This is a genomic window from Acidovorax sp. sic0104 (genome assembly GCF_019219095.1).
Classification (GTDB): Bacteria; Pseudomonadota; Gammaproteobacteria; order Burkholderiales; family Burkholderiaceae_C; genus Acidovorax.
This window is the reverse complement of sequence record NZ_JAHUWH010000011.1, coordinates 1-20,331: the sequence shown is the minus strand read 5'-3', so window position 1 is coordinate 20,331 and position 20,331 is coordinate 1. Positions and strand designations below refer to the sequence as shown.

Sequence of the window (20,331 nt, the reverse complement as noted above, 5' to 3'; positions counted from 1 at the left end):
GCAGGCGCGGCGCCGTTGGTTCCGATGCCGCACCCCTGATTCCGGTCAATCCTCCATTGTGCGCGGCGCTGCCCGCAGGCGCCGGGAAGTGCGCTACTGCGTCCCCAGATTCAGTTCGGCCCGGGGCGTCCACTTGTCCGCCTGGCTGCCCGACTTGGGCGCCGCCACGAAGAGCCGCTCCGTGGGCAGCTTCTGCGCCACCAGATAGCTGCGGACCGCTTGGCCGCGCTCCTGGGCCAGGTCGGCCGCCATGGCCTCGGTGGCGCTCTGGTTGGCCAGCAGCAGGGCTTCCATCTCGGGCACCGTGAGTTCCTTGGCCAGGCCGACGAGGTTGCGCGGCTTGGCCATGTCGGCGCGGCGGTACACCTCCTTGAGCAGGGCGGGGTACTCCGCGGCCGAGACGGGTGCGGTGTCAGCGGGGCTGGCGCGGCGCTTTTCGGCCAGCACCTGCTGCTGCAGGCGCTCGCGCTGCAGGCCTTCGCGCTCGTCCTTCAGGCTGGCCATGCCGGTCACGGTGATCTTGAGCGCAGGCCGGTCGGCCAGGGCCTTCACCACCTTGTCCAGGTTCTGCTTCGCGTCCGCCGTGAGCGTCGCGCTGCCGGGCGCAAAAGCGACGTGGCTCATCTCGCTGCCGCCGCCGAAGGCGCTGGCCAGCAGGCTGAACGGGGCGGTGATCGCCTTGCCGATGAGGTTGACGATGATCCTGCCGATCACGGGCCCCAGGCGGAACTGCGGGTCGTTCAGCGAGCCGCTGATGGGCAGGTCCAGATCGATCACGCCGTCGCGGTCGGCCAGCAGGGCCACCGCCAGCTTCACCGGCAGGCTGTTGGGCGCACCCTCCACCGGTTCGCCGAACGTCAGCTGGTTGAGCACCAGCCGGTTGCTGGCCGTGAGCTGGCCGCTGGGCAGCACCTTGTAGTTCACGTCCATGCTGAGCTTGCCGCGCTCGATGCCGTGGCCAGCGTACTTCACCGCATAGGGCGTGAGCGGCGGCAGCTCCAGGTCGCGCACCTTGCCCACGATGTCGAGCGCCAGCGGCTTGGCCAGCGGGTTGAGCTTCCCGGTGACTTCAAGCGAAGCCGTTCCCTCGGCGCGGCCGCGCAGCTCCAGGTCGGCCAGCAGGGGCTCGCCGCCGGGCGCCTCGGACGAGAAAGCGCTCAGCTTGCCGGTCAGCTCGGACAGGTCGGCAGAGTAGTTGGGTTTGATGAAGAAGTCCGAGAACAGTACCTTGCCGTTGACCAGGCTCACGGGACCGAACTGGACGACGGGGGCCAGCGGGTCCACCTTGGCCAGGGCGGTGCTGGCGGGGGCACTGGCGGCTGCGATTGGGGCGGCAGCGCTGGCGGATGCGCCAGCGGGGGCGCTGGCCGCTGCGTTGGCGGCGCTGGCCGCGTTCGCAGCCTGCGCCTCGGCCGGCGTCTTGGCGATATCGCTCAGGTTGATGCGCCCGGCCTCGTTCACGGTGATGCGCGCGAAGAAGTCCACCAGGCTGGTCTCCTTCACATCCACCCGTGGCGCGGTGCCGGGGGCTGTGGCCACGGACAGGCCGCGCAGGGTCAGGCTCTTCCAGGCCAGCAGTTCCTCGCCCACCTGGGCCTCGGTCTTGGGGGTCGATGCGGCGGTGCTGTTGGCCGTGAGTTCATCGATGGCCGCATCGCCCGCCAGGCGCAGGCTGGTGCCCTTGTCATTCAGGGCCAGCGCGACCTGGCCCTTGAAGCCGATGTCGGCGCGCAGCAGCTCCACCGAGAGCTGGCTGGCCAGGTAGCCGTCCAGCGCATGCAGCGGCAGCCGCGCCAGGTCGAGCTTGCCCTGTGCCGCCAGGGGCTGCAGGGCCAGCGTGCCCTGGTAGTCGATCTTGCCGGCCTCGGGTTTGCTGCCGCCTTTGCCGCCACCCCTGCCGGGCGCGGCGGCGCGGGCCGACAGCTGGAACGCCTCGGGCTTGCTGCCGTCGCTGGCCAGGTTCTTCGCGGAGAGATTCAGCGCCGACAAGTCCAGCGCCACAGGGCGGGGCTGGGCGTTGTCGGCGAAAGACACCGTGCCGCCTTCCACGGCCAGGTCGGCCACGCGCAGCTTCCAGGGTGCGGCCGTGGCGTTGCCGGAGGGAGCGGCCGTACCGCTGTCGGGGGCCGGTGCCTGTGCGGAGCCGGCAGCCTTCATCCAGCGCTCGAACATCCAGCGCCCGTCCGCGCTGCGCTCGATCGCGGCCAGGGGCTGCGACAGCGTCAGCCTGGCCAGCGTGGCCGTGCGCGCATCGAGCGGCACCTGCACGCCTTCCACCGCCAGCTTGCCCAGTCCGACCACGGTGGTGCGCCCCTGCTTCACCGCCAATTGCTCCAGCGCCAGCGGGCCTGCGGTCAGCGTCACGCCGGTAGCGCCAGCCTGCGCGGCCTTGGCCGTGGGTGCCTCCCACAGCACGCCCAGGTCGCCCGTGACCTGGCCTGCCACGGTGGGCTCCAGCAGCTGCGCCAGGTACGGGGCGGCCAGCTGCAGCGACAGCGCCTGTGCCGATGCATTGACCTGCGCCTTCTGGTCGGTTGCTTCGCCACTGAACTGCAAGCCGCCCTCCTGCAGCTGGAGCCCGCCCTTGAAGCGGGCGGGCTTGACCAGCGGCAGCGCCATGTCCGCCACATCCAGCGTGACTTCCGTGGCCTGCAGCGTGGCGGCGGGCCGGGTCGTCTGGTCGGACCACCGCACGGTGCCGCCGCGCACTGCGGCGCTGTCCACCCGCACGGCCCAGGCAGGGGCGGCGGGTGGCTTGGTGCCGGCCTTGCTGGCACTGGTACGGGGCGCGGAGGCCGCCATGCTGGCGGTGGCCTCGGGCGCAGAAGCTGGCGGTGGGGATGGCTGTGCTGCCGACGCGGCCGCACTGGTCGTCGATGCTGCCTGTGCGCCGGAGGGTGCCGGGCTGGGCGCGAGTTGTGCCAGATTGATCCGGCCCGACGCATCGCGCGCTGCGGTGACCACGGGCGCGGTCAGCTCCACCTGGCTCAGGTGCACCACCTGCTCCAGCGGGCGCACATCGGCCATCTCGATTTTCAGGCGTTCGTACGACAGCAGGTCGCCCCCCTGGCGGTCGGTCAGCCGCACATCGCGCGCCTGCACGGTGCCGGTCAGCTTGACCGACATGCGTGGCGCCTGCTCGAAGGCCACCTTCACGTCCACGTCGAGCGTGGCGTCCTGGACCTTGACGGGGACACTGGCGGGCAGGTAGCCCAGGTAGGGGCTCAGATGCAGGCCATTCCATCGGATGCTCGCCTCCCCCTGGCCCGTCTGCGCGAACGGGGTGCCCGCGGCGGACGAGTCGAAGTGGCTGCCGTTGATCGCGAAGGAAAGGTGGGGCTCGACCTTGACGTCGTGCTTGGAGGGAAGGGTGCTGATGAAGGGCACCGTGAGCGCCAGGTCGCGCACCTCGTGGGTCTTGCCCACGGCCTGGTCCGTGAAGTCGATGCTGCCGCCGCTGAGCGACAGGTTGTAGAGAGCCAGGCGTGCGGGACCGCTATTGGGCTCGCCGGTGGGCGCGGTGACCTTGGCGATGATGTCGTCCACGTCGTAGTGGCCATCACCCCGGTGCGTGAGGCGCAGCACAGGGTTTTCAATGCTGAAGGCGTCCACCACCGGGGCCAGGCGCAGCAGCGACTGCAGCTCGCCATCGGCATACACCCGGCCGATGGTCAGCTGCGGCGGTGCGCCCTCGGCACCGGCCACAGCCACATCGCTCAGGGCCAGCTCCAGCGTCCAGGGTTTGAAATCGATGGCGCCTACCGTCACCTGGCGGCCGAGCTGCTCGCTGGCCGCGCGCTCCAGCGGCCCCTTGATGAGTGCGGGAACTGCCAGCCAGGCCACCAGCCACAGGCCGATCAGGCCTGCCAGGGCACCCAGTGCGGGTCGGAACCAGCGGTGCTGGCGGAGGGCGGCAAGGGACAGGGCAGGGCGCAGGGCAGGCGGCATGGTGGCGGCGGACGGATGGGCGCCGCGGCCACAGGCACCGAAGGCCTGGGGCTACACAAGGAGAACGACCGCGCGCGCGGGCCACATTGTCCCAGTTGTCGGGCACCGCGCGTAAGCCATTGCAACGGGGGGGGCCCTAGGCGAAGCCCAGCACCACCCTGCGGGTGGTGGCGCTCTTCTTCTCGATCTTGGTCACCACGATGGCACCGATCTCCACCGTGTTGGCCACATGCGTGCCGCCGCAGGGCTGAAGATCGATCAGCGGCATGCCGCCATCGCCGCCATCACCCCCGATGCGGATGGTGCGGATGCGCCCCGTGCCGCGCGGTGGCTGCACGCTCATGCTCTTGACCAGCGTGGGGTTGGCGTCCAGCTCCTCGTCGCTGATCGATGCCACGGTGAGCGGGTGCGCGGCGGCCACCAGCGTGGCGATGGCGGCGGTCAGCTGGTCCTTGTCCAGCGGGTCGGTCATCGCAAAGTCCAGCCGCGCATAGTCGGGCGTGATGGAGCAGCCGTTGACCAGCTGCGGCACCACATGGCACAGCAGGTGCGACGTGGTGTGCAGCCGCATCATGCGGTGGCGGCGCTCCCAGTCGATGCGGGCGGTGACGGCCGTGCCGGCGGCCAGCTGCGCCAGGCGGTCTTCCTGGCCGGGGGCCGGAACGTGCACGATGTCGCTGGTGGGCTTGCCGTCGGCATCCTTGCCCTTGCGGGTGTCGGCGATGGCGATTTCGGTGCCATCGGCCAGCGCCAGCACGCCGCTGTCCCCGGCCTGGCCGCCGCCCAGCGGGTAGAACACCGTCTGGTCCAGAACGATGCCCGCGTCGGTCACGGCGGTGATGTGGGCGCTGCACTCGCGCAGGTAGGCGTCTTGTCGAAAGAGGTCGTGGGTCATAAATCAGGTCGTGCCATAAGATCGCAGCTTGACCGAGTTGTGGTGGGAGATTGCTATGCAGATTACACGCCTGAAGTTAAAGAATTGGCGCAACTTTCGTGAAGCGGACATACCGCTGGCCATCCGCACACACGTTCTCGGAGCGAATGCTTCAGGAAAGTCCAATCTCCTGGATGTGTTTCGTTTCCTTCGAACCGTAGCGCAAACGGAGGGTGGCGGGGTGCAAAAAGCGCTGAAGGATCGCGGCGGGTTGACCAAACTGCGGAGTTTGCATGCCCGTCGTGATCCGGAGGTGCGCATTGAACTGGATCTGATGGATGACAGCGGACCTACTACGACCCGTTGGAGATACGTTCTAGGATTGAAATCAGAAGGAAAAGGCCAACAACGTGTGTTGGTTTCCGAGGAGCGCGTTGAGAAGGACGGAGAGCTATTGCTGGATAGGCCCAATAATTCGAAAGATCGGAGTGATCCGGAGCGCCTGACGCAAACTCATCTGGAGCAGATCGGAAGCAATTTGACGTTCCGCGCACTTGCGGAGTTTTTTGCCTCTACAACTTACCTGCACCTTGTGCCGCAGCTGTTAAAGCACGGGGAAGAAATCGGCGCTAGGATTCCTGAAAGTGATCCTTTTGGACAAGGATTGATGCAGCGCATTGCCAAGACACCAAAGAAGACCCGCGATGCTCGTCTGACACGAATCCAAAAGGCATTGGCGAGTGCTGTACCGCTGTTTTCCGAGTTGCGCTTCGAGCAGGATCAGCTGTCTGGCCTTTGGCATCTGGAGGCTAACTTCACTCATTGGCGTGTTCATGGCTCTTGGCAACGAGAGAATCAGTTGTCTGATGGAACACTTCGTTTGATTGGGTTGCTTTGGGCGCTTCAAGAGGCTGGGGGGCTTCTACTTCTGGAAGAGCCAGAACAATCTCTCAACGATGCGATCGTTGCCCACATACCGTTGCTTATCGATCGTGTGCTGCGTGATCGCAAAAGGCGAATCTCTTCCCGGCAAGTGGTGATCAGTACGCACAGCGACATATTGCTCCAGAACGTAGATGGCGATAGCCAGTCTTTGCTGATTGAGCCCGGGGAGAATGGATCAACAGTGCGTGAGCCCAACGAGAGCGAACTGGAGCAACTGCAACACGGGCTCACGCCTGCGGAAGTCTTGCTCCCGAAAACACGGCCACAGGGGGTCAACCAACTAGGGTTGTGGATGTGAAGCGCATTCTGGTTGTCGGGGAGGATGCTTTGTGCTGCGCCTTGGGAGAACAACTCGTGGCAGCTGCGTTGCCAGAGTGGTCACTGGCTGGGCCGTCGATTGACACCAAAGGCGTGACCAAGTTGATCCCAGCATTGCCGCGCTATGTCGAGCAGGCTCAGTTTGTACAACCCGTGTTGTGCATAGCGGACACTGACGGGAAGTGTGTAAAAGAGTGGCTTCGTAAGCATGCGCCTGAGCGTAGCCATAAGCACTTGCTTTTGCGTTTGGCGGTTTGCGAGGCGGAAAGTTGGCTTCTAGCGGATCACGAGGGCTTCGCGAAGGGCCTGCACGTGGAGAAACGACAACTGCCACGTTTGCCGGACGAAATGGTTGACGCAAAAGGGGTTGTTTTGCGTGTGCTTGCGAAGTCCAAGCAAAGGTACATCAGAGAGGAGGCCGTGTCGCGGACCGATCGCGCTAGACAAGGCCCAGGCTACAACATACATCTGTGTAACTTCGTAAAGTCATTGTGGAGTGCCGAACGCGCGAAATTGATTTCGCCTAGCTTGGAGCGGGCGTTTAGGCATCTGCAGAGGATGGGAAACGACTATGTTTGAGCCAGCTTCTGCTCTTCCGCGCTTCTGGTCCGACCTATCGACGCGCGACTTCGCGCAGCTGAAAGCCTCCGGCCAGGCCGCGCGCACCGTGGCCGTGCTGCCTGTGGCCGCCATCGAGCAGCACGGTCCGCACCTGCCGCTGTCGGTGGACGCCACCCTGCTGCAGGGCGTGATCGACGCTGCGCTGCCGCAGCTGGCCGCCGACCTGCCCGTGCTTTTCCTGCCCGCACAGAATGTGGGCCTGAGCCCGGAGCACATCCGCTACCCTGGCACGCTCACGCTCTCGCCCGCCACGGTGATCGCGCTGTGGACGGAGATCGGTGAATGCGTGGCGCGTGCGGGGATCCAGAAGCTGTTGCTCTTCAACGGCCACGGCGGCCAGGTCAGCGTGATGGACATCGTGGCGCGCGAGCTGCGCACCCGCTGCGACCTCATCGTCTACAGCGCCAGCTGGTTCAGCCTGCCGCTGCCCGATGCGGTGGCCGGCCAGTTCAGTGCGCAGGAGCACCGCTTCGGCATCCATGCGGGCGAGATCGAGACATCCATGATGCTGCACCTGGCGCCGGGCACCGTGCACATGGAGCATGCCAGGGACTTTCGCTCCACGTCGCAGGACCGGTCGGAGCGCTACGCCATCCTGGGCAACGGCAGAAGTGCCAAGCTGGGCTGGCAGATGCAGGACTACCACCCCGCCGGCGCTGTCGGCAACGCTGCCGCCGCCTCGGCAGGCAAGGGCCGGGCTGTGGTGGAGGCTGCGGCGCAGCAACTGGTGGCGCTGTTGCAGGAGCTGGCGCAATTGCCTCTGCAGACGGTACGCCCCGATACGGAATGATCCCGGAGTGATCCGACCGGAATCTGCCCGCTGACTCTGCGGGCAGCAGCCCTGGCGCGCTTCCATCCGACGGCTGGAACGCCATCCGGGCGCCGGGCCGGGTTCGCTACGCGTGCGTGATCCAGTCCAGGTGCGGGCCTTCGTTCAAGTGGGGCAAGGTGTTGAAGGTCTGCATCATCAGCCGCTTGGGCGCTATCGAGAATTCCGTCACCGCGCTGTTGCGGATGCGCATGTTCAGCGCAATCGTCACCTCGGGGGCGGTGCCCAGCACCTCGCCCACTGCAGCCGAAATAGGCCCGCCGCTGCTGACCACGAGCACGTTGTGGCCCACATGGTGGTGGCGCACATGGTCCAGCGTCGCGCGGATGCCGGCGGAAAAATCGGTCCAGCTGGGCATGCCCTGAGGGCTGATGACCCCGGCCATCCACTGCGCGAGCGCATCGCACAGGATGCGAAAGTGCTGGCGGTACTTCTCGGGCGTGTCGGCCGGCCCCAGCGGTTGCGGGTGAATGGCTGCGATCAGCGCGTGGCTGTCGTATTCGTTGAGAGCCGGCAGTTGCAACACCTCGGGCGTGATCTGCAGGCCTTCGGAAATGCCCTCCAGGGTCTGCGTGTGTCGGCGCAGCGTGCCTGTGATGACGGCATCGAACCGCATGCCGCGCGCACGCCAGTATTCGCCCAGCCGTACCGCCTGCTCGCGGCCACGCGCGCTCAGCTGGTCGTAGTCATCAGCGCCAAACGAGGCCTGGCCGTGGCGCACGAGGTAGAGGGTTCCCATGCGGCGGATTGTGATGACGGCGGCGCATGGCGCTTGTCGCTAGTGCGACGGGTGCTATCAATTCAGGAGTTTTGATGCTGCGGTGCAGCAGCCTGACGATGAGTTCGTGGATGCATGGGTGGCTGGGCGGCGCCCTGCTAGCGCAGCATCAGCCAGACCCACAGACCGCACAGAGCCAACATGCCGACCACGATGGCGCGCCCTTGCCAGCCGCTGCGCTTCCAGTAGTGGCCCAGCGACCCCTGGCTCCAGACGCTGTCGCTCATGTGCATCTGCGGAAGGCGGTCGAAAAAGTCGCGGCGCAGGGCCTCTTCGTCGAACAGCGCCTCGCCATTGAGCCGCAGCGGCACGGAGCCCAGGCCGATCAGCAACTGCTGGCGTGTGCAGGTGACTTGGTCGGCGGGGGCCTGGTAGCGCTTCTTGCCCACCCGGGCCTGGACCTGCTCGCCATCGGTGCCAATGCGGATGGCCTCCAGCACCTTGAGACGACGCCGCGCCTGTATGGACAGCGCCATCGGTATCAGGCCCAGCGCAGCCAGCGCATAGGGCATCCAGGGCGCGCAGGCTTGGTCTGGGGCGCAGTCGCGCTGGTAGAACTGGGGCCAGGCCCAGTAGACCAGCGCGCCTATGGCCACCAGCATGATGGCATCCACGATGAGCGTCAGGCGGCGGCGTGTGCGGGTGCTGCCGGGCAGCGCCTTGACCATGGTCACGCGGCCACGCTCGATGGGCGGTGCCATTCTCTGCGTAGCCTCCATGGTGTCGGTGGCGCCAGGGCTGCCAGCGTCCGGCCTTGCCTTGGCGGCATCAGGCCGCCACGCCGTGCCGCGCAACTGCCGCAGTTCGCCCGCCTTCCAGGCGAGCCATACCGCAAGCAGCATCAACGCTCCGATGGCGGATATCAACAAGGTGGGCAGCCGGCGCATCCACTGTGCCTGGCTGCGCGCGGCGTCCAGCTCTGCCTGGAATGCAGCGTCTCCAAACGGGCTCAGCACGCGGCCGTAGAGGTCCAGCCTGCGCACCAGGAACTGGGTCATGTCAGGCAGCAGCATGTGCTGATCGAACAGCACGATCGCGTTCGGGTCTTGCTTGGGCGAGAGTGGAATCACCCGGTTCGGTTGCAGCCGCTCATTCATGATGAGCAGGTCGGCCTGCTGCATGTCCGGACGCGCCACCAGCACCCACAGCTGTCCGCGCGGGTCCAGCGCCATAGCGAAGGGAAACGTGCGTCCCGGTCGGAGGTCGGCGTGGGCGATGGCGTGCTCCTGCCGCGCCGCGGCACTGCCCTGGCCGGCATGCCACTGCACGATCTGGTGGCGATTGGTGTTGGCCACCCACATGGCGTCGCCCACCTGCAGCGTCTGGTTGGGAAAGCGCATGCCCTCGGCGTCGGTGCGGACCAGGGTGTAGCGGCCGGTGACGGCATCGCGGCGGTAGGTCAGTACGCGATGCCGGGAGGCGTCGGAGACGGTGATCTCCGACTCATCGCTGCTCACCCGCACCCAGCGGTTGCTGCGGCGGGTGTCCAGGTCCGCCAGTTCCACGGGCAGGCACCGGCGCTGCTTCAGCTCGCAGCGGTGAACGTGGCTGTCATGGTGTGCCCAGAACACATCGGCGCTGGTGAACTGCAGGCTGCTAATGCTGCCGGACAGGTTCAGGTCGCCCAGCGGAACGTGCTGGAGCCGTTGGCCCTGCGCGTTGAACTGGTGAAGCTCCCCATGGCTTTGCAGCCACAGCGTATCACCCTGCACCGCAGGCACACGGGGGCCGAAGGGCCCTGGTGCCGACAGCCCGTGATAGACGAACGCAAGAACCAGCAGGCACTGCAAAGCGATGAGCACCTGCAGCGCGCGGCGATAGCCGGGCGGCGATTGACTGGCCATGGACGTTCCCTCCGCGTTTTTGTAGCGCCACCGCAGCCGTGTGGCGGCTGTGGCGCGAAGGGCATTGTCCAACAGGCGGTCAAGGCCGGGTCAGAGTTTCGGCAAACACCGTGGCGTCCACATTGCCGCCTGTGAGCGCCAGGCCGACCTGCAGTCCCTTGAGTTGGTCGCGCTCCTGCAGCGCCGCCGCCAGCGCCGCTGCACCCGCGCCCTCGGCCACGTTGTGCGTGTCGGTGAAGATCGCGCGCATGGCTGCGGCCACCTCGTCGTCGCTGACCTGCACGATGTGGTCGATGTGCGGGGCGATGATGGCCAGCGCGTCGGCGTCGGCCACGCGGCAGGCCATGCCGTCGGCCAGGCGGGTGGTCACGGGGGCCTCGACCACGCGGCCTGCCGCGATGGAGTCGGCATACGTGGTGGCGTGGCTGCTGACCACGCCCACCACGCGCACGCCGTGGCCCAGCGCCAGCTTGGCCGCGATGGCCGAGCACGCGCCCGAGCCCTGGCCGATGGGAACGTAGGCCACGTCCATCTGCGGCACGGCGCGCAAGAATTCCCACCAGTAGGTGGTCACGCCGCGCAGCAGGTCGGGGTGGAAGCTGGGCACCATGTGCGCGCCGCGCTCGGCCGCCAGCTGGATGGCGAATTCGCGCGCCTCCTGGAAGTCGCTGCCGTGCTCGATGAGCCTGACGCCCAGGGCGCGCATGGCGGCGTTCTTCTCGACCGAGTTGCCCTCGGGCACGACGATGGTGCAGGCCACGCCGTGGCTGCGCGCGGCCCAGCCCATGCTCTGGCCGTGGTTGCCGCGCGTGGCGCTGATCACCTCGCGGGGCATGGCGCCGCGCTTTGCGAGCTGGTCGAAATACGTCAGGCCGCCGCGGATCTTGAACGCGCCCACGGGCGTGTGGTTCTCGTGCTTGAGCCAGCAGTCGGTGCCCAGACGTTCGCTCAGCAGGCCCCAGCGGTACTGGGGCGTGGGCGGGAAGTCGCGGTACACGACCTGGGCAGCGGCTTCGATGTCGGCCAGGGTCGGCAAAAGGGAGGTGGGCTCGATGCGGGCGTTCATGCGGCGGCTTTCTTTTCGGTGAGAAGACGCAGGGCGAGAAGACCGAGCACCGTGCCCATGAAGTAGCGCTGTGCCCGCATCCACGCGGCGTTGCGGTTGAGGAACAGCGCCACGCGCGCGGCGCACAGGATGAGCAGCGCGTTGACGGCGGCGCTGGTGGCGATCTGCACGCTGCCCAGCGTCAGGCTCTGCAGCAGCAGCTGTCCGCGCTCAGGGTGCAGGAACTGCGGGAAGAACGACAGGTAGAACATGGCCACCTTGGGGTTCAGGAGGTTGGTCATGAAGCCCATGAGGAAGAGCGTGCGGGGGCCGTCGTGCGGCAGGTTGCGGGCCTCGAAGGGCGCCGCGCCGCCGGGCCTGACCGCTTGCCAGGCCATCCACAGCAGGTAGGCGGCGCCTGCGTACCGGATGGCGTCGAAGGCCAGCGGCACGGCGGCCAGCAGCGCCGTGAGGCCCAGCGCCGCCGCCAGCAGGTGCACGAGGAAACCCAGCACCACGCCCGCGAGCGAGATCAGCCCCGCGCGCGGCCCCTGGGTGAGGCTGCGCGAGACGCAATAGACCATGTTGGGGCCGGGCGTGAGCACCAGCACCAGCGCTGCGAGCGTAAAGATCAGCAGTTCCTGTGCAGAAAAAAGCATGGGGGTCATTCCGGTGTGAACGAAGACAAGGTGACCGTGCCGCGCGGCGTGGCCAGCTGCGCCGCCAGGCGGGGCGCACCGCCCGCCGCGACCGCTACCTGGGCCGCGACGCCGATGGCCTCGCAGGCCGCCTGCAGCGTGGCCGCCTGCGGGTGCTGCAGCGCCAGCGACTGCAGCTGCACGCCCGAGGCCGGCAGGCTGTCGCAGGGGTGCACGGGGCCCCACTGGATCAGCGTGGGCAGGCAGCCGTCCATCAGGCGCAGGCCGTCTTCGCGCACCGTGATCTGCCACTGCAGCAGGCCCTGCGCCGTGGGACGGCTGGCCGCGACGATGGCGCCGCGATCGATGTCCTGGGTGGACAGGGCGGCGCACCGGGCCTCGACATCGGGCACCGACGCCACCCAGTGGATGAGCCGTGGCCCGTGGGCCGCCACCTGCAGCTGCAACACCGGGTCATCCATGTCGAACCACCTTCTGGCGCTTTCAGGTATTGCGCGAGGCGCTCCTGGTTTGATAGCAATGACTTCCAGGTAGGCACGCGGGTGCGCAGCGCTGGAGACATTGAGGATGCGGTTGTGCGTGCCCATCAGCGGGTGCTCGCCGCCGGCCGTGGGCGTGACGCCCAGCGTGCGCTCGCACCAGGCCACGCCCGAGGCGAGGTCGGCCGCCAGCACGACCAGGTGGTCCACGCACGGCGGCCATGTGCTGTCTGCCGCGGCCGTCACAGCAGCACCTCGCCCGACACGCAGGTGACCGAGCTGCCGCCGACCCAGATGGTGTCGCCGTCCTGCTGCACGAATACCCGGCCCGCGCGGGCCAGGCACGTTCCCTGGCTGGCCACGTAATGCGTGGGGGCCAGCCCCGCACCGATGAGCCACTGGGCCAGCGCGGCGTTCAGGCTGCCGGTGACGGGGTCTTCGGCCAGGCCGTTGTTGCCGGGGAAGAAGGCGCGTACCTCGAAGGCGATGCCCTCAGCATCGGTGCTGCCGATCACACCCACCTTGCCGCGCGGCCCGACGACGCCCACATCGAGCTTGCCCAGGATGCTTGAATCGGGCTTGAGCGCCAGCACTTGCGCCGCCGAGCGCAGCATCACGCCGCGCCAGTTGGGGCCGTTGTCGCACCAGGCGTGATGCAGGATGTCGCTGCGCGCCACGCCCAGGCCGCGCGCGATCAGGGCCACGTCGTCTTCCGCCAGCGGGCCGCTCTTGATGAGCGCAGGCGCAGCGAACGCCAGGCGCGCGCCGTCCTGGCGCAGCGTGACCAGGCCCACACCGCATTCCTGCACCACCTTGCCGGCCACCTGCGGCTGGCCGCCCGCTTCCAGCCAGGCATGGCAGCTGCCCAGCGTGGGGTGGCCGGCAAACGGCAGCTCGCGCCCGGGGCAGAAGATGCGCACCCGGTAGTCCGCACCGGCCGCGCGGCCCTCGGGCGTGGGCGGCAGCAGGAAGGTGGCTTCGGACAGGTTGGTCCAGTTGGTGAACTCCTGCATGGCCTCCGTGCTGAGGCCCGCGCCGTCGAGCACCACGGCCAGGGGGTTGCCGCGGTAGGGCTGGTCGGTGAAGACGTCGACTTGCTTGAAAGGGCGTTGGTGCATGGGCGGTTTCATCGTTCGCAAGGGCCGCATGTCGAAAACTGGCGCGGCCCACACCAGTGCACCCGTGGAACTGGCTCTGCCAGGCCCCCGGGTGCGTCCCCCTTGGGGGGAAGCCGCGCAGCGGCTCAAGGGGGATCAAATCAATACCTGTCCTTCGATACAGGTCACGGCCTCGCCGCCGACCCAGATCTGGTGCGCGTCGTCCTGGCGGATGTGCACGCGTCCGGCGCGGCCCAGGCATTCGCCCTGTGCGACCAGGTAGCTTCTGGGCGCCAGGCCGTCGGCGATCAGCCATTCGGCCAGGCTGGCGTTCAGCGTGCCGGTGACCGGGTCTTCCGGGTTGCCCATGGGCGCTGCAAAGGCGCGCACCACGGCGCCGGGCTGGCGCGTGTCGCTGGCCGTGGGGCCGATGTGGATCACGCCCACGTCCTGCCCCAGGTCCTTCAGGCGCGCATGGTCGGGCTGGAGACCCAGCACCGTCTCGGCGCTGTCCAGCAGCAGGCCCAGCCACACGGGGCCGTTGTCCAGCAGCTGCGCGCCCTGGATCTGCTGCGGGCGCAAGCCCAGCGCGCTGGCGATCAGCGGCACCAGCGCCGGGCTGGGAGCGCTGCGGGTGAGCGGCGGCGCGGCAAAGGCCAGCGTGCTGCCGCTGTGCTGCACGCGCACCAGGCCCAGGGCCGATTCCTGGATCACCATGCCGGCTACGCGGGGCGCATGTCCCGCCTGCAGCCAGGCGTGGCAGGTGCCCAGCGTGGGGTGGCCGGCAAACGGCAACTCGCCGTTGGGGCTGAAGATGCGCACCCGGTAGTCCGCACCGGCCGCGCGGCCCTCGGGCGTGGGCGGCAGCAGGAAGGTGGTCTCCGACAGGTTGGTCCAGGCCGCAAAACGGCGCATGTCGGTCTCGCTCAGGTCCTGCGCATCAAGCACCACCGCGACCGGATTGCCGTAGCCCGGCCGGTCGCTGAACACGTCGATCTGCTTGAAGGGGCGCTGGCGCATGGGAGGCTCGCTCAGGACAGGGGTTGGTCGAGAACGCCGATGGCACCTGTGCGGCTGCTCACCGCCTGGTACCAGCGCTCCAGATGCGGCCGCGCGGGGCGTTCCTGGGGCAGGCCCCACCAGCGGTGGATCTCGCAGCCCACGGGGATGTCGGCCATGGTGAAGCGCTCGCCCGCCATGAAGGCGTGGCGAGCCAGGTGGGTGTCCAGCATCGCCATCAGCGGCTCGGTCACGGCCACGGAGGCGGCAATGAGTGCGTCGTTGCGCTGCGCGGCGGGCGTGCGGATCCACTGCAGGAATGCATCGCGCCCTGCGGGGTTCAGCGTAGTCTGCTGCCAGTCCATCCACTGCTCGGCCACGAAGCGCGCGGTCAGGTCCTCGGGGTACAGGTTGCCCGGCGAATGCCGTGCGCACAGGTAGCGCACGATGGTGTTGGACTCCCACAGCACCGCGCCCGTATCCTCGTCCTCGATCAGCGGGACCAGGCCGTTCGGGTTCAAGGCCAGGTAGCGCGGCTCGCGCACGATGCCGAACTGCCCGCCCGCATCGGTGCGCTGCACCGACGGCAGTCCCAGCTCCTGCACGGCCCACACGACCTTGCGCACATTGATGGACGACATCCGTCCCCACAAGCGCAGCATGCGTCAGCCCTTGGCCTGCGCGGCCAGCTGGTCGCGAACGGCTGCGGCCAGCGCCGCGATGCCGGTAGCGATCTGCTCCACCGTGGAGGTCACGAACGACAGGCGCAGCGTGCGCTGGTCGGCGTTGTCGGCATAGAAGGCGGCTCCCGGCACGAAGGCCACGTTGCGCTCCACGGCCTTGGGCAGCAGCTCGACCGCGCTCATTCCTTCGGGCAGGCGCAGCCACAGGAACATGCCGCCGTCCGGGCGGTTCCAGTGCACATCCAGGCCCTGCATCTCCTTGGCCAATGCGGCCAGCATGGCTTCGCACTGCTGCTTGTACAGCGCCCGGATGGTGGGCACGTGGCGGTCCAGGAAGTTGCCCTTCATCACCTCGGCCACCAGGCGCTGGTTGTAGCCGGGGGTGTGCAGGTCGGCGGCCTGCTTGGCCTGCAGCAGCTTGGGGTACACGGCCTTGGGGGCCACGACGAAACCCAGGCGCAGGCCGGGGGCCAGCACCTTGGAGAACGAGCCCATGTAGATGCAGCCTTCGGGGTTGCGGGCGGTGAGCGGCGCGGGTGGCGGGTTGTCGAACCACAGGTCGCCGTAGGGGTTGTCTTCCACCAGCGGCAGATTCAACTCGGCAGCGGCCTTGACCAGCTCGGCGCGGCGCGCGTTGCTCATGGTGCGGCCGGTGGGGTTCTGGAAGTTGGGCAGCACGTACAGGAAGCGTGCCTTGTCGGCGCCGGTGCCCACCTTGGCCTTGAGGTCGTCCACCAGCACGCCTTCATCGTCGCTGGCCACGGACACCACGGTGGGCTCCATGGGCGTGAAGGCCTGCAGGGCGCCCAGGTAGGTCGGCGTTTCCACCAGCACGCGGCTGCCCTCGTCGATGAGCACCTTGGCGATCAGATCCAGCGCCTGCTGCGATCCGGTGGTGATCAGCACCTGGTCGGCATCCACGTCCCAGGGCAGGAAGTCGGCGATGGCCTGGCGCAGCGGGGCATAACCTTCGCTGGCTGCGTACTGCAGTGCGCCGGGGCCGTCGTTGGCCAGCACGGCGGCCGAGGCTTCGGCGAACGCCGAGACGGGGAAGGTCTTGGGCGAGGGCAGGCCGCCCGCCAGGCTGATGATGCCGGGCTTCTCGGTGACCTTGAGGATCTCGCGGATGACCGAAGGGTTCATGCGCTCGGCGCGGCGCGCCAGGGTCCAGGTGCTGGTCTGTGGGAGGTCGTTCAGTTTCACTTTTGCTCTCCTGCGGGCTGCTGCCAAATATGAGCGCCCATGTTGCTAAGTCGTTGCCAGAAAAAAATCAATCCACGATGAACAGCGTGGCTCCGTTCGGCGCGGTGGAACGGTGGGGTTCTGCATTGTCCGCCACCTGATAGCTCATGCCCGGCGTCAGCGTGAACGTGCGGCCGTCGGCCAGCTCGGTGTGCAATTCTCCGCCCAGGCACAGCAGCACGTGGCCCTTGACGCACCAGTGGTCCGACACGTAGCCCGGCGTGTATTCGACCATGCGCACGCGCATGTCGCCGAACTGCAGCGTGCGCCAGAACGCCTGGCCGGCCTGCGCGCTTTTTTCCTCGCGGGGCAGGGCCGACCAGTCGGTGGTGGCAAAGGGGATGTTGTGCATCTGCATGGTCTTGATTCCTTCTCGGGCACGATGGGGGCGATGGCGTGGCGTCTGTCATGCGGCGGCTCCCTGGTGAACCGGCATCTTCTTGCCCACGAACACGGTGGCGATCACGGCCAGCGCGAAAGCCGCGGTGACCAGGTCCAGCCGTTCGCCCAGCAGCGGCACGGCGAACAGCAGGCTCAAAAAGGGCTGCACCAGCTGGATCTGGCTGACCCGCACGGCGCCCAGGGCCAGCGCGCGGTACCAGGCGAAGAAGCCGATCCACATCGAGAACAGCGCCACGTAGGCAAAGCCCATCCAGGCCATCGCGCTGATGGCGCCGGGCGTGGAAGGTGCAAACCACCAGGCCACGGGCAGGGTGAGCGGCAGGCAGCAGGCCAGCACCCAGCAGATCACCTGCTCGGCGCCCAGGCTGGGTGTGAGGCGCGCGCCGCCGATGTAGCCGAAGGCGCCCGTGGTCATGGCGATCAACAGATAGATGTTGGCCGCGCCCAGGTAGAAGCCGCCCGCGCGCCAGGCCATGAAGCCCAGCACCAGGCCGCTGCCCAGAACCGCGCAGGCCCAGAAGCCCGTGGAAGGCCGCTGGCGGTACCACAGCGCGCCCAGCACCGCCGTGGACAGGGGCAGCAGCGCCGTGACCACCGCGCCATGCGTGCTCGGCACATACCGCAGCGCCAGCGCCAGGAACAGCGGAAACCCGACGATCACGCCGAACGCCGTGACGCCCAGCAGCGGCCACTGCGTGCGGCCGGGCACGTTCAACCGACCCCGGCCGCGCTGCCACGCGAGATAGACGACGGACAGCAGCCCCGCCACCGCCGCGCGGCCGAAGGTGACGAACCAGGGCGAGAGCTGCGGTGCCTCCACCGGGCCCACCGCCAGCCGCGTCATCGGCAGAGTGGCGGCGAACAGTGCCACGCCCACCAGGCCCCAGACCAGGGCTTCACGTTCCTGTGCGCGGTTCATAGCGTGAGCATCCACACGGCCGTCACCACCAGCACCAGGGCCAGTGCGCGGTTGAACCACAGCAGGCGGCTTCCTTGGGCCAGCCACTGGCGCAACAGCGAACCCAACACGGCATACACGAAATTGCTCGTGAACGCGAACAGCATCATCACCGCGCAGATGATGGCCAGGCGCTCGCCTGGGTTGGCGGCCGGCTGTCCGGCCGCGTTGACCACCCAGCCCGCGCTGAGCGTGAGCGCCAGCATCCAGGCCTTGATGTTCACGAACTGCAGGCCCACGCCCTGCCAGAAGGTCACGTTCAGGCGGGCGCTGTCCACTTCGGCCAGCTGGCCGGCGCGGCTGAGCTTCCAGGCGAGCCACAGCATGTAGGCCACGCCCAGTAGCGTCACACCCCAGCGCAGCGCGGGCACCCCGGTGATCAGCGCGCCCAGGCCCAGGCCGCTGGCGAGCATCAGAAGCGTCCAGCCCGTGGGCACCGCAAAACAAAACCTCAGCGCACGTCTGAGACCGAGGTTGGCCGCCAGCGCGGTGGACAGCGTGGTGTTGGGCCCCGGCGAGAAGCTCATCGCGGTGCAGAACAGCAGCAGGGCAGTCAGTTCGGGGACGCTCATGGTGGGGCGGAAAAAAGGGGTGGTCTTGTGTGTTCCTGCACTTCAATGTAATCTTGGTCGCCAGTACACAACCAATACAGTTGGGCAGAGCAGTTACGCATCTGTATTGGTCGCGATGGCAGTACACCGGGATCTCCGCATGTTGATGAAAACCTCCTCCCTGTCGCTCACCGAGCAGTTGTCGGCCCGCTTTGCCGAGCGCATCCGCAACCGCCTGCTGGCCCCGGGTGCGCGGCTGCCTTCGGTGCGGCAGTGCGCGCTGCAGCATGACGTGAGCCCGTCCACCGTCGTGGCGGCCTACGACCAGTTGTTGGCGCAGGGCCTGGTGGAGGCGCGCAAGAACCGCGGCTTCTTCGTGCGCGAGGCCGCGCTGCCTGGTGCCCCCGTGCCCGACACGGTGGATGTGGCTGCCATGGAAGCGGCGGGCACCCACTGGAGCACGGCCCACTGGTTTGCCGCCCGTCGCGCGGCGCGCGGCGCCCCGCCGGTGAATGCCACCGCGCTCATCCGCGGCATGTTCCACAAGATCAGCGACAAGCCCCAGCCTGGCATGGGGGTGTTCCCGCCCGACTGGCTGGAGTCCACCTTCATGCCTGCGGCCGTGCGCAAGGTGACCAGCACGCGGGCGCTGCAGGATTTCTCGCTGCAGTACGGCGAGCCGCTGGGTGATGCCGGCCTGCGCCGCACCCTGTCCAAGAAGCTGTCCACGCTCAATGTCCATGCTGCGCCCGAACAGATCATCACCACCGTGGGAGCCACGCACGCGCTCGACATCGTGAGCCGCACCCTGTTGCGCCCGGGCGACCCGGTGATGGTGGAGGAGCCCGGCTGGGCCGTGGAGTTCGCACGGCTATCGGCCCTGGGCATGCATATCCTGCCCGTGCCACGCCGTGCGGACGGGCCCGACCTGGAGGTGATGGCCCGGTACTGCGAAGTGCACCAGCCCAAGCTTTACGTGAGCGTGAGTGTGTTCCACAACCCCACGGGCTATTGCCTGTCGCCCGGCAGCGCGCACCGCATCCTGCAACTGGCCAACCAGCACAACTTCCACATCGTCGAGGACGACACCTACAGCCACATCGCGCCCGAACACGCCACGCGCCTGACCGCGCTCGACGGCCTGCAGCGCACCATCTACGTGAGCGGCTTCGCCAAGATCCTCGCGCCCAACTGGCGCATCGGCTATCTGGCCGCCCATCCCACGCTCATCGAGCAACTTCTGGACACCAAGCTGCTGGCCACGCTGACCACGCCCGCGCTGCTGGAGAAGGCGCTGGCGCTGTGCATCGAGCAGGGCCAGCTGCGCCGCCACGCCGAGCGCATCCGCACCCGCCTGGACGCGGCGCGCGCGCGCAGCGTGAAACTGGCGCTGGGTGCGGGCTGCACCTTCGCGGCCGAGCCCGTGGGGCTGTTCGGATGGGTGGAGACGGGTGTGGACACCGACGCGCTGGCGCAGCGCATGCTGGACGAGGGCTATCTGCTGGCACCCGGTGCGCTGTTCCACGCCGAACGCAAGCCCAGCACCCTCATGCGCATCAACTTCGCGACCACGCAGGAGGCGGCGTTCTGGAAGACGTTTGCGCGTGTGCGCGACGAGCAGGGGCGGTAAGCCAAACCCCGCACCAAGCCGGGGTGCTCGGTCTCCCGCCGCCCGCAAATACGGGCGTGCCCTTGCGCCAGTGCCACCGTGGATCCGGCTTTGCCGGGCCACCGGTGGCGTCCCCCTCAGGGGGAAGACGCGCAGCGGCTCAGGGGGGCGGCAAGCCAACCCCGCACCAAGCCCGGTGCTCCGTTTCCCGCCGCCCGCAAATACGGGCGTGCCCTTGCGCCAGTGCCACCGTGGATCCGGCTTTGCCGGGCCACCGGTGGCGTCCCCCTCAGGGGGAAGACGCGCAGCGGCTCAGGGGGGCAGCAAGCCAACCCCGCACCAAGCCCGGTGCTCCGTTTCCCGCCGCCCGCAAATACGGGCGTGCCCTTGCGCCAGTGCCACCGTGGATCCGGCTTTGCCGGGCCACCGGTGGCGTCCCCCTCAGGGGGA

17 protein-coding genes are annotated in these 20,331 nt (G+C 68.1%); 3 read left to right on the top strand and 14 right to left on the bottom strand.

The genetic code is table 11. The features are described from left to right. Window positions 1-93: 93 nt before the first annotated feature. Both KW835_RS17595 and KW835_RS17590 read right to left on the bottom strand, forming a co-directional pair. Window positions 94-3,948 carry a DUF748 domain-containing protein gene (locus KW835_RS17595; protein ID WP_218384792.1) on the bottom strand — a complete coding sequence of 1,285 codons (3,855 nt, stop codon included), beginning with the start codon at window positions 3,946-3,948 and terminating at the stop codon, window positions 94-96. A gap of 136 nt (window positions 3,949-4,084) precedes the next feature. Continuing rightward, the gene (locus KW835_RS17590) at window positions 4,085-4,843 is read right to left on the bottom strand and encodes an alanyl-tRNA editing protein (RefSeq protein ID WP_218384791.1); all 759 of its coding nucleotides are present in this window, start codon (window positions 4,841-4,843) and stop codon (window positions 4,085-4,087) included. A 55-nt stretch (window positions 4,844-4,898) separates the two neighbouring features. Between KW835_RS17590 and KW835_RS17585 the strand changes: the two genes are divergently transcribed. Together KW835_RS17585 and KW835_RS17580 are read left to right on the top strand one after the other, a co-directional pair. After that, complete coding sequence (locus tag KW835_RS17585) at window positions 4,899-6,065, top strand: AAA family ATPase (protein ID WP_218384789.1); 1,167 nt, start codon at window positions 4,899-4,901, stop codon at window positions 6,063-6,065. Between the two features lie 591 nt (window positions 6,066-6,656). Further along, window positions 6,657-7,496 (top strand): creatininase family protein, encoded by an 840-nt coding sequence (locus KW835_RS17580; protein ID WP_218384788.1) that lies wholly within the window; start codon window positions 6,657-6,659, stop codon window positions 7,494-7,496. A 106-nt stretch (window positions 7,497-7,602) separates the two neighbouring features. Here KW835_RS17580 and KW835_RS17575 read toward each other — a convergent pair whose 3' ends face one another. The 12 genes from KW835_RS17575 to KW835_RS17520 all read right to left on the bottom strand — a co-directional run bounded on the left by KW835_RS17575 (window position 7,603) and on the right by KW835_RS17520 (window position 18,293). Continuing rightward, window positions 7,603-8,274 (bottom strand): histidine phosphatase family protein, encoded by a 672-nt coding sequence (locus KW835_RS17575; RefSeq protein WP_218384786.1) that lies wholly within the window; start codon window positions 8,272-8,274, stop codon window positions 7,603-7,605. A 137-nt stretch (window positions 8,275-8,411) separates the two neighbouring features. Continuing rightward, entirely contained in the window at window positions 8,412-10,157 is a 1,746-nt protein-coding gene (locus KW835_RS17570) for a hypothetical protein (protein WP_218384785.1), read from the bottom strand. 79 nt (window positions 10,158-10,236) lie between these two features. After that, window positions 10,237-11,223 carry a threonine dehydratase gene (locus tag KW835_RS17565; RefSeq protein WP_218384783.1) on the bottom strand — a complete coding sequence of 329 codons (987 nt, stop codon included), beginning with the start codon at window positions 11,221-11,223 and terminating at the stop codon, window positions 10,237-10,239. Then, window positions 11,220-11,861, bottom strand: a complete 642-nt coding sequence (locus tag KW835_RS17560; RefSeq protein WP_218384781.1) for a LysE family translocator — start codon at window positions 11,859-11,861, stop codon at window positions 11,220-11,222. The genes KW835_RS17565 and KW835_RS17560 overlap by 4 nt, the downstream gene beginning before the upstream one ends. Window positions 11,862-11,866: 5 nt before the next feature. Next, entirely contained in the window at window positions 11,867-12,550 is a 684-nt protein-coding gene (locus KW835_RS17555) for a VOC family protein (RefSeq protein ID WP_339385441.1), read from the bottom strand. 32 nt (window positions 12,551-12,582) lie between these two features. Further along, the gene (locus KW835_RS17550; RefSeq protein ID WP_218384779.1) at window positions 12,583-13,458 is read right to left on the bottom strand and encodes a PhzF family phenazine biosynthesis protein; all 876 of its coding nucleotides are present in this window, start codon (window positions 13,456-13,458) and stop codon (window positions 12,583-12,585) included. Window positions 13,459-13,593: 135 nt separating this feature from the next. After that, window positions 13,594-14,457 (bottom strand): PhzF family phenazine biosynthesis protein, encoded by an 864-nt coding sequence (locus tag KW835_RS17545; RefSeq protein WP_218384777.1) that lies wholly within the window; start codon window positions 14,455-14,457, stop codon window positions 13,594-13,596. An 11-nt stretch (window positions 14,458-14,468) separates the two neighbouring features. Then, the gene (locus KW835_RS17540) at window positions 14,469-15,098 is read right to left on the bottom strand and encodes a glutathione S-transferase (protein WP_218384775.1); all 630 of its coding nucleotides are present in this window, start codon (window positions 15,096-15,098) and stop codon (window positions 14,469-14,471) included. Between the two features lie 3 nt (window positions 15,099-15,101). Further along, window positions 15,102-16,322, bottom strand: a complete 1,221-nt coding sequence (locus KW835_RS17535) for a PLP-dependent aminotransferase family protein (protein WP_218384773.1) — start codon at window positions 16,320-16,322, stop codon at window positions 15,102-15,104. A gap of 67 nt (window positions 16,323-16,389) precedes the next feature. Next, a complete protein-coding gene (locus tag KW835_RS17530) occupies window positions 16,390-16,719 on the bottom strand; it encodes a DHCW motif cupin fold protein (RefSeq protein ID WP_218384771.1) in 330 nt (109 codons plus the stop codon). 48 nt (window positions 16,720-16,767) lie between these two features. Next, a complete protein-coding gene (locus KW835_RS17525; RefSeq protein ID WP_218384763.1) occupies window positions 16,768-17,682 on the bottom strand; it encodes a DMT family transporter in 915 nt (304 codons plus the stop codon). Then, window positions 17,679-18,293, bottom strand: a complete 615-nt coding sequence (locus KW835_RS17520) for a LysE family translocator (protein ID WP_218384761.1) — start codon at window positions 18,291-18,293, stop codon at window positions 17,679-17,681. Before KW835_RS17520 ends, KW835_RS17525 begins: the two co-directional genes overlap by 4 nt. Before the next feature lie 139 nt (window positions 18,294-18,432). Here KW835_RS17520 and KW835_RS17515 point away from each other — a divergent pair, with 139 nt between their 5' ends. Beyond that, window positions 18,433-19,902, top strand: a complete 1,470-nt coding sequence (locus tag KW835_RS17515) for a PLP-dependent aminotransferase family protein (RefSeq protein ID WP_218384759.1) — start codon at window positions 18,433-18,435, stop codon at window positions 19,900-19,902. The last annotated feature ends 429 nt before the right edge of the window (window positions 19,903-20,331 follow it).

What these genes read in the sequence shown, in the direction of transcription:
- KW835_RS17575 (WP_218384786.1), bottom strand. Translation starts at nt 8,274, where the DNA reads ATGGGAACCCTCTACCTCGTGCGCCACGGCCAGGCCTCGTTTGGCGCT.
- KW835_RS17525 (WP_218384763.1), bottom strand. Translation starts at nt 17,682, where the DNA reads ATGAACCGCGCACAGGAACGTGAAGCCCTGGTCTGGGGCCTGGTGGGC.
- KW835_RS17530 (WP_218384771.1), bottom strand. Translation starts at nt 16,719, where the DNA reads ATGCAGATGCACAACATCCCCTTTGCCACCACCGACTGGTCGGCCCTG.
- KW835_RS17585 (WP_218384789.1), top strand. Translation starts at nt 4,899, where the DNA reads ATGCAGATTACACGCCTGAAGTTAAAGAATTGGCGCAACTTTCGTGAA.
- KW835_RS17515 (WP_218384759.1), top strand. Translation starts at nt 18,433, where the DNA reads ATGTTGATGAAAACCTCCTCCCTGTCGCTCACCGAGCAGTTGTCGGCC.
- KW835_RS17545 (WP_218384777.1), bottom strand. Translation starts at nt 14,457, where the DNA reads ATGCGCCAGCGCCCCTTCAAGCAGATCGACGTGTTCAGCGACCGGCCG.
- KW835_RS17565 (WP_218384783.1), bottom strand. Translation starts at nt 11,223, where the DNA reads ATGAACGCCCGCATCGAGCCCACCTCCCTTTTGCCGACCCTGGCCGAC.
- KW835_RS17560 (WP_218384781.1), bottom strand. Translation starts at nt 11,861, where the DNA reads ATGCTTTTTTCTGCACAGGAACTGCTGATCTTTACGCTCGCAGCGCTG.
- KW835_RS17580 (WP_218384788.1), top strand. Translation starts at nt 6,657, where the DNA reads ATGTTTGAGCCAGCTTCTGCTCTTCCGCGCTTCTGGTCCGACCTATCG.
- KW835_RS17540 (WP_218384775.1), bottom strand. Translation starts at nt 15,098, where the DNA reads ATGCTGCGCTTGTGGGGACGGATGTCGTCCATCAATGTGCGCAAGGTC.
- KW835_RS17595 (WP_218384792.1), bottom strand. Translation starts at nt 3,948, where the DNA reads ATGCCGCCTGCCCTGCGCCCTGCCCTGTCCCTTGCCGCCCTCCGCCAG.
- KW835_RS17570 (WP_218384785.1), bottom strand. Translation starts at nt 10,157, where the DNA reads ATGGCCAGTCAATCGCCGCCCGGCTATCGCCGCGCGCTGCAGGTGCTC.
- KW835_RS17550 (WP_218384779.1), bottom strand. Translation starts at nt 13,458, where the DNA reads ATGCACCAACGCCCTTTCAAGCAAGTCGACGTCTTCACCGACCAGCCC.
- KW835_RS17590 (WP_218384791.1), bottom strand. Translation starts at nt 4,843, where the DNA reads ATGACCCACGACCTCTTTCGACAAGACGCCTACCTGCGCGAGTGCAGC.
- KW835_RS17520 (WP_218384761.1), bottom strand. Translation starts at nt 18,293, where the DNA reads ATGAGCGTCCCCGAACTGACTGCCCTGCTGCTGTTCTGCACCGCGATG.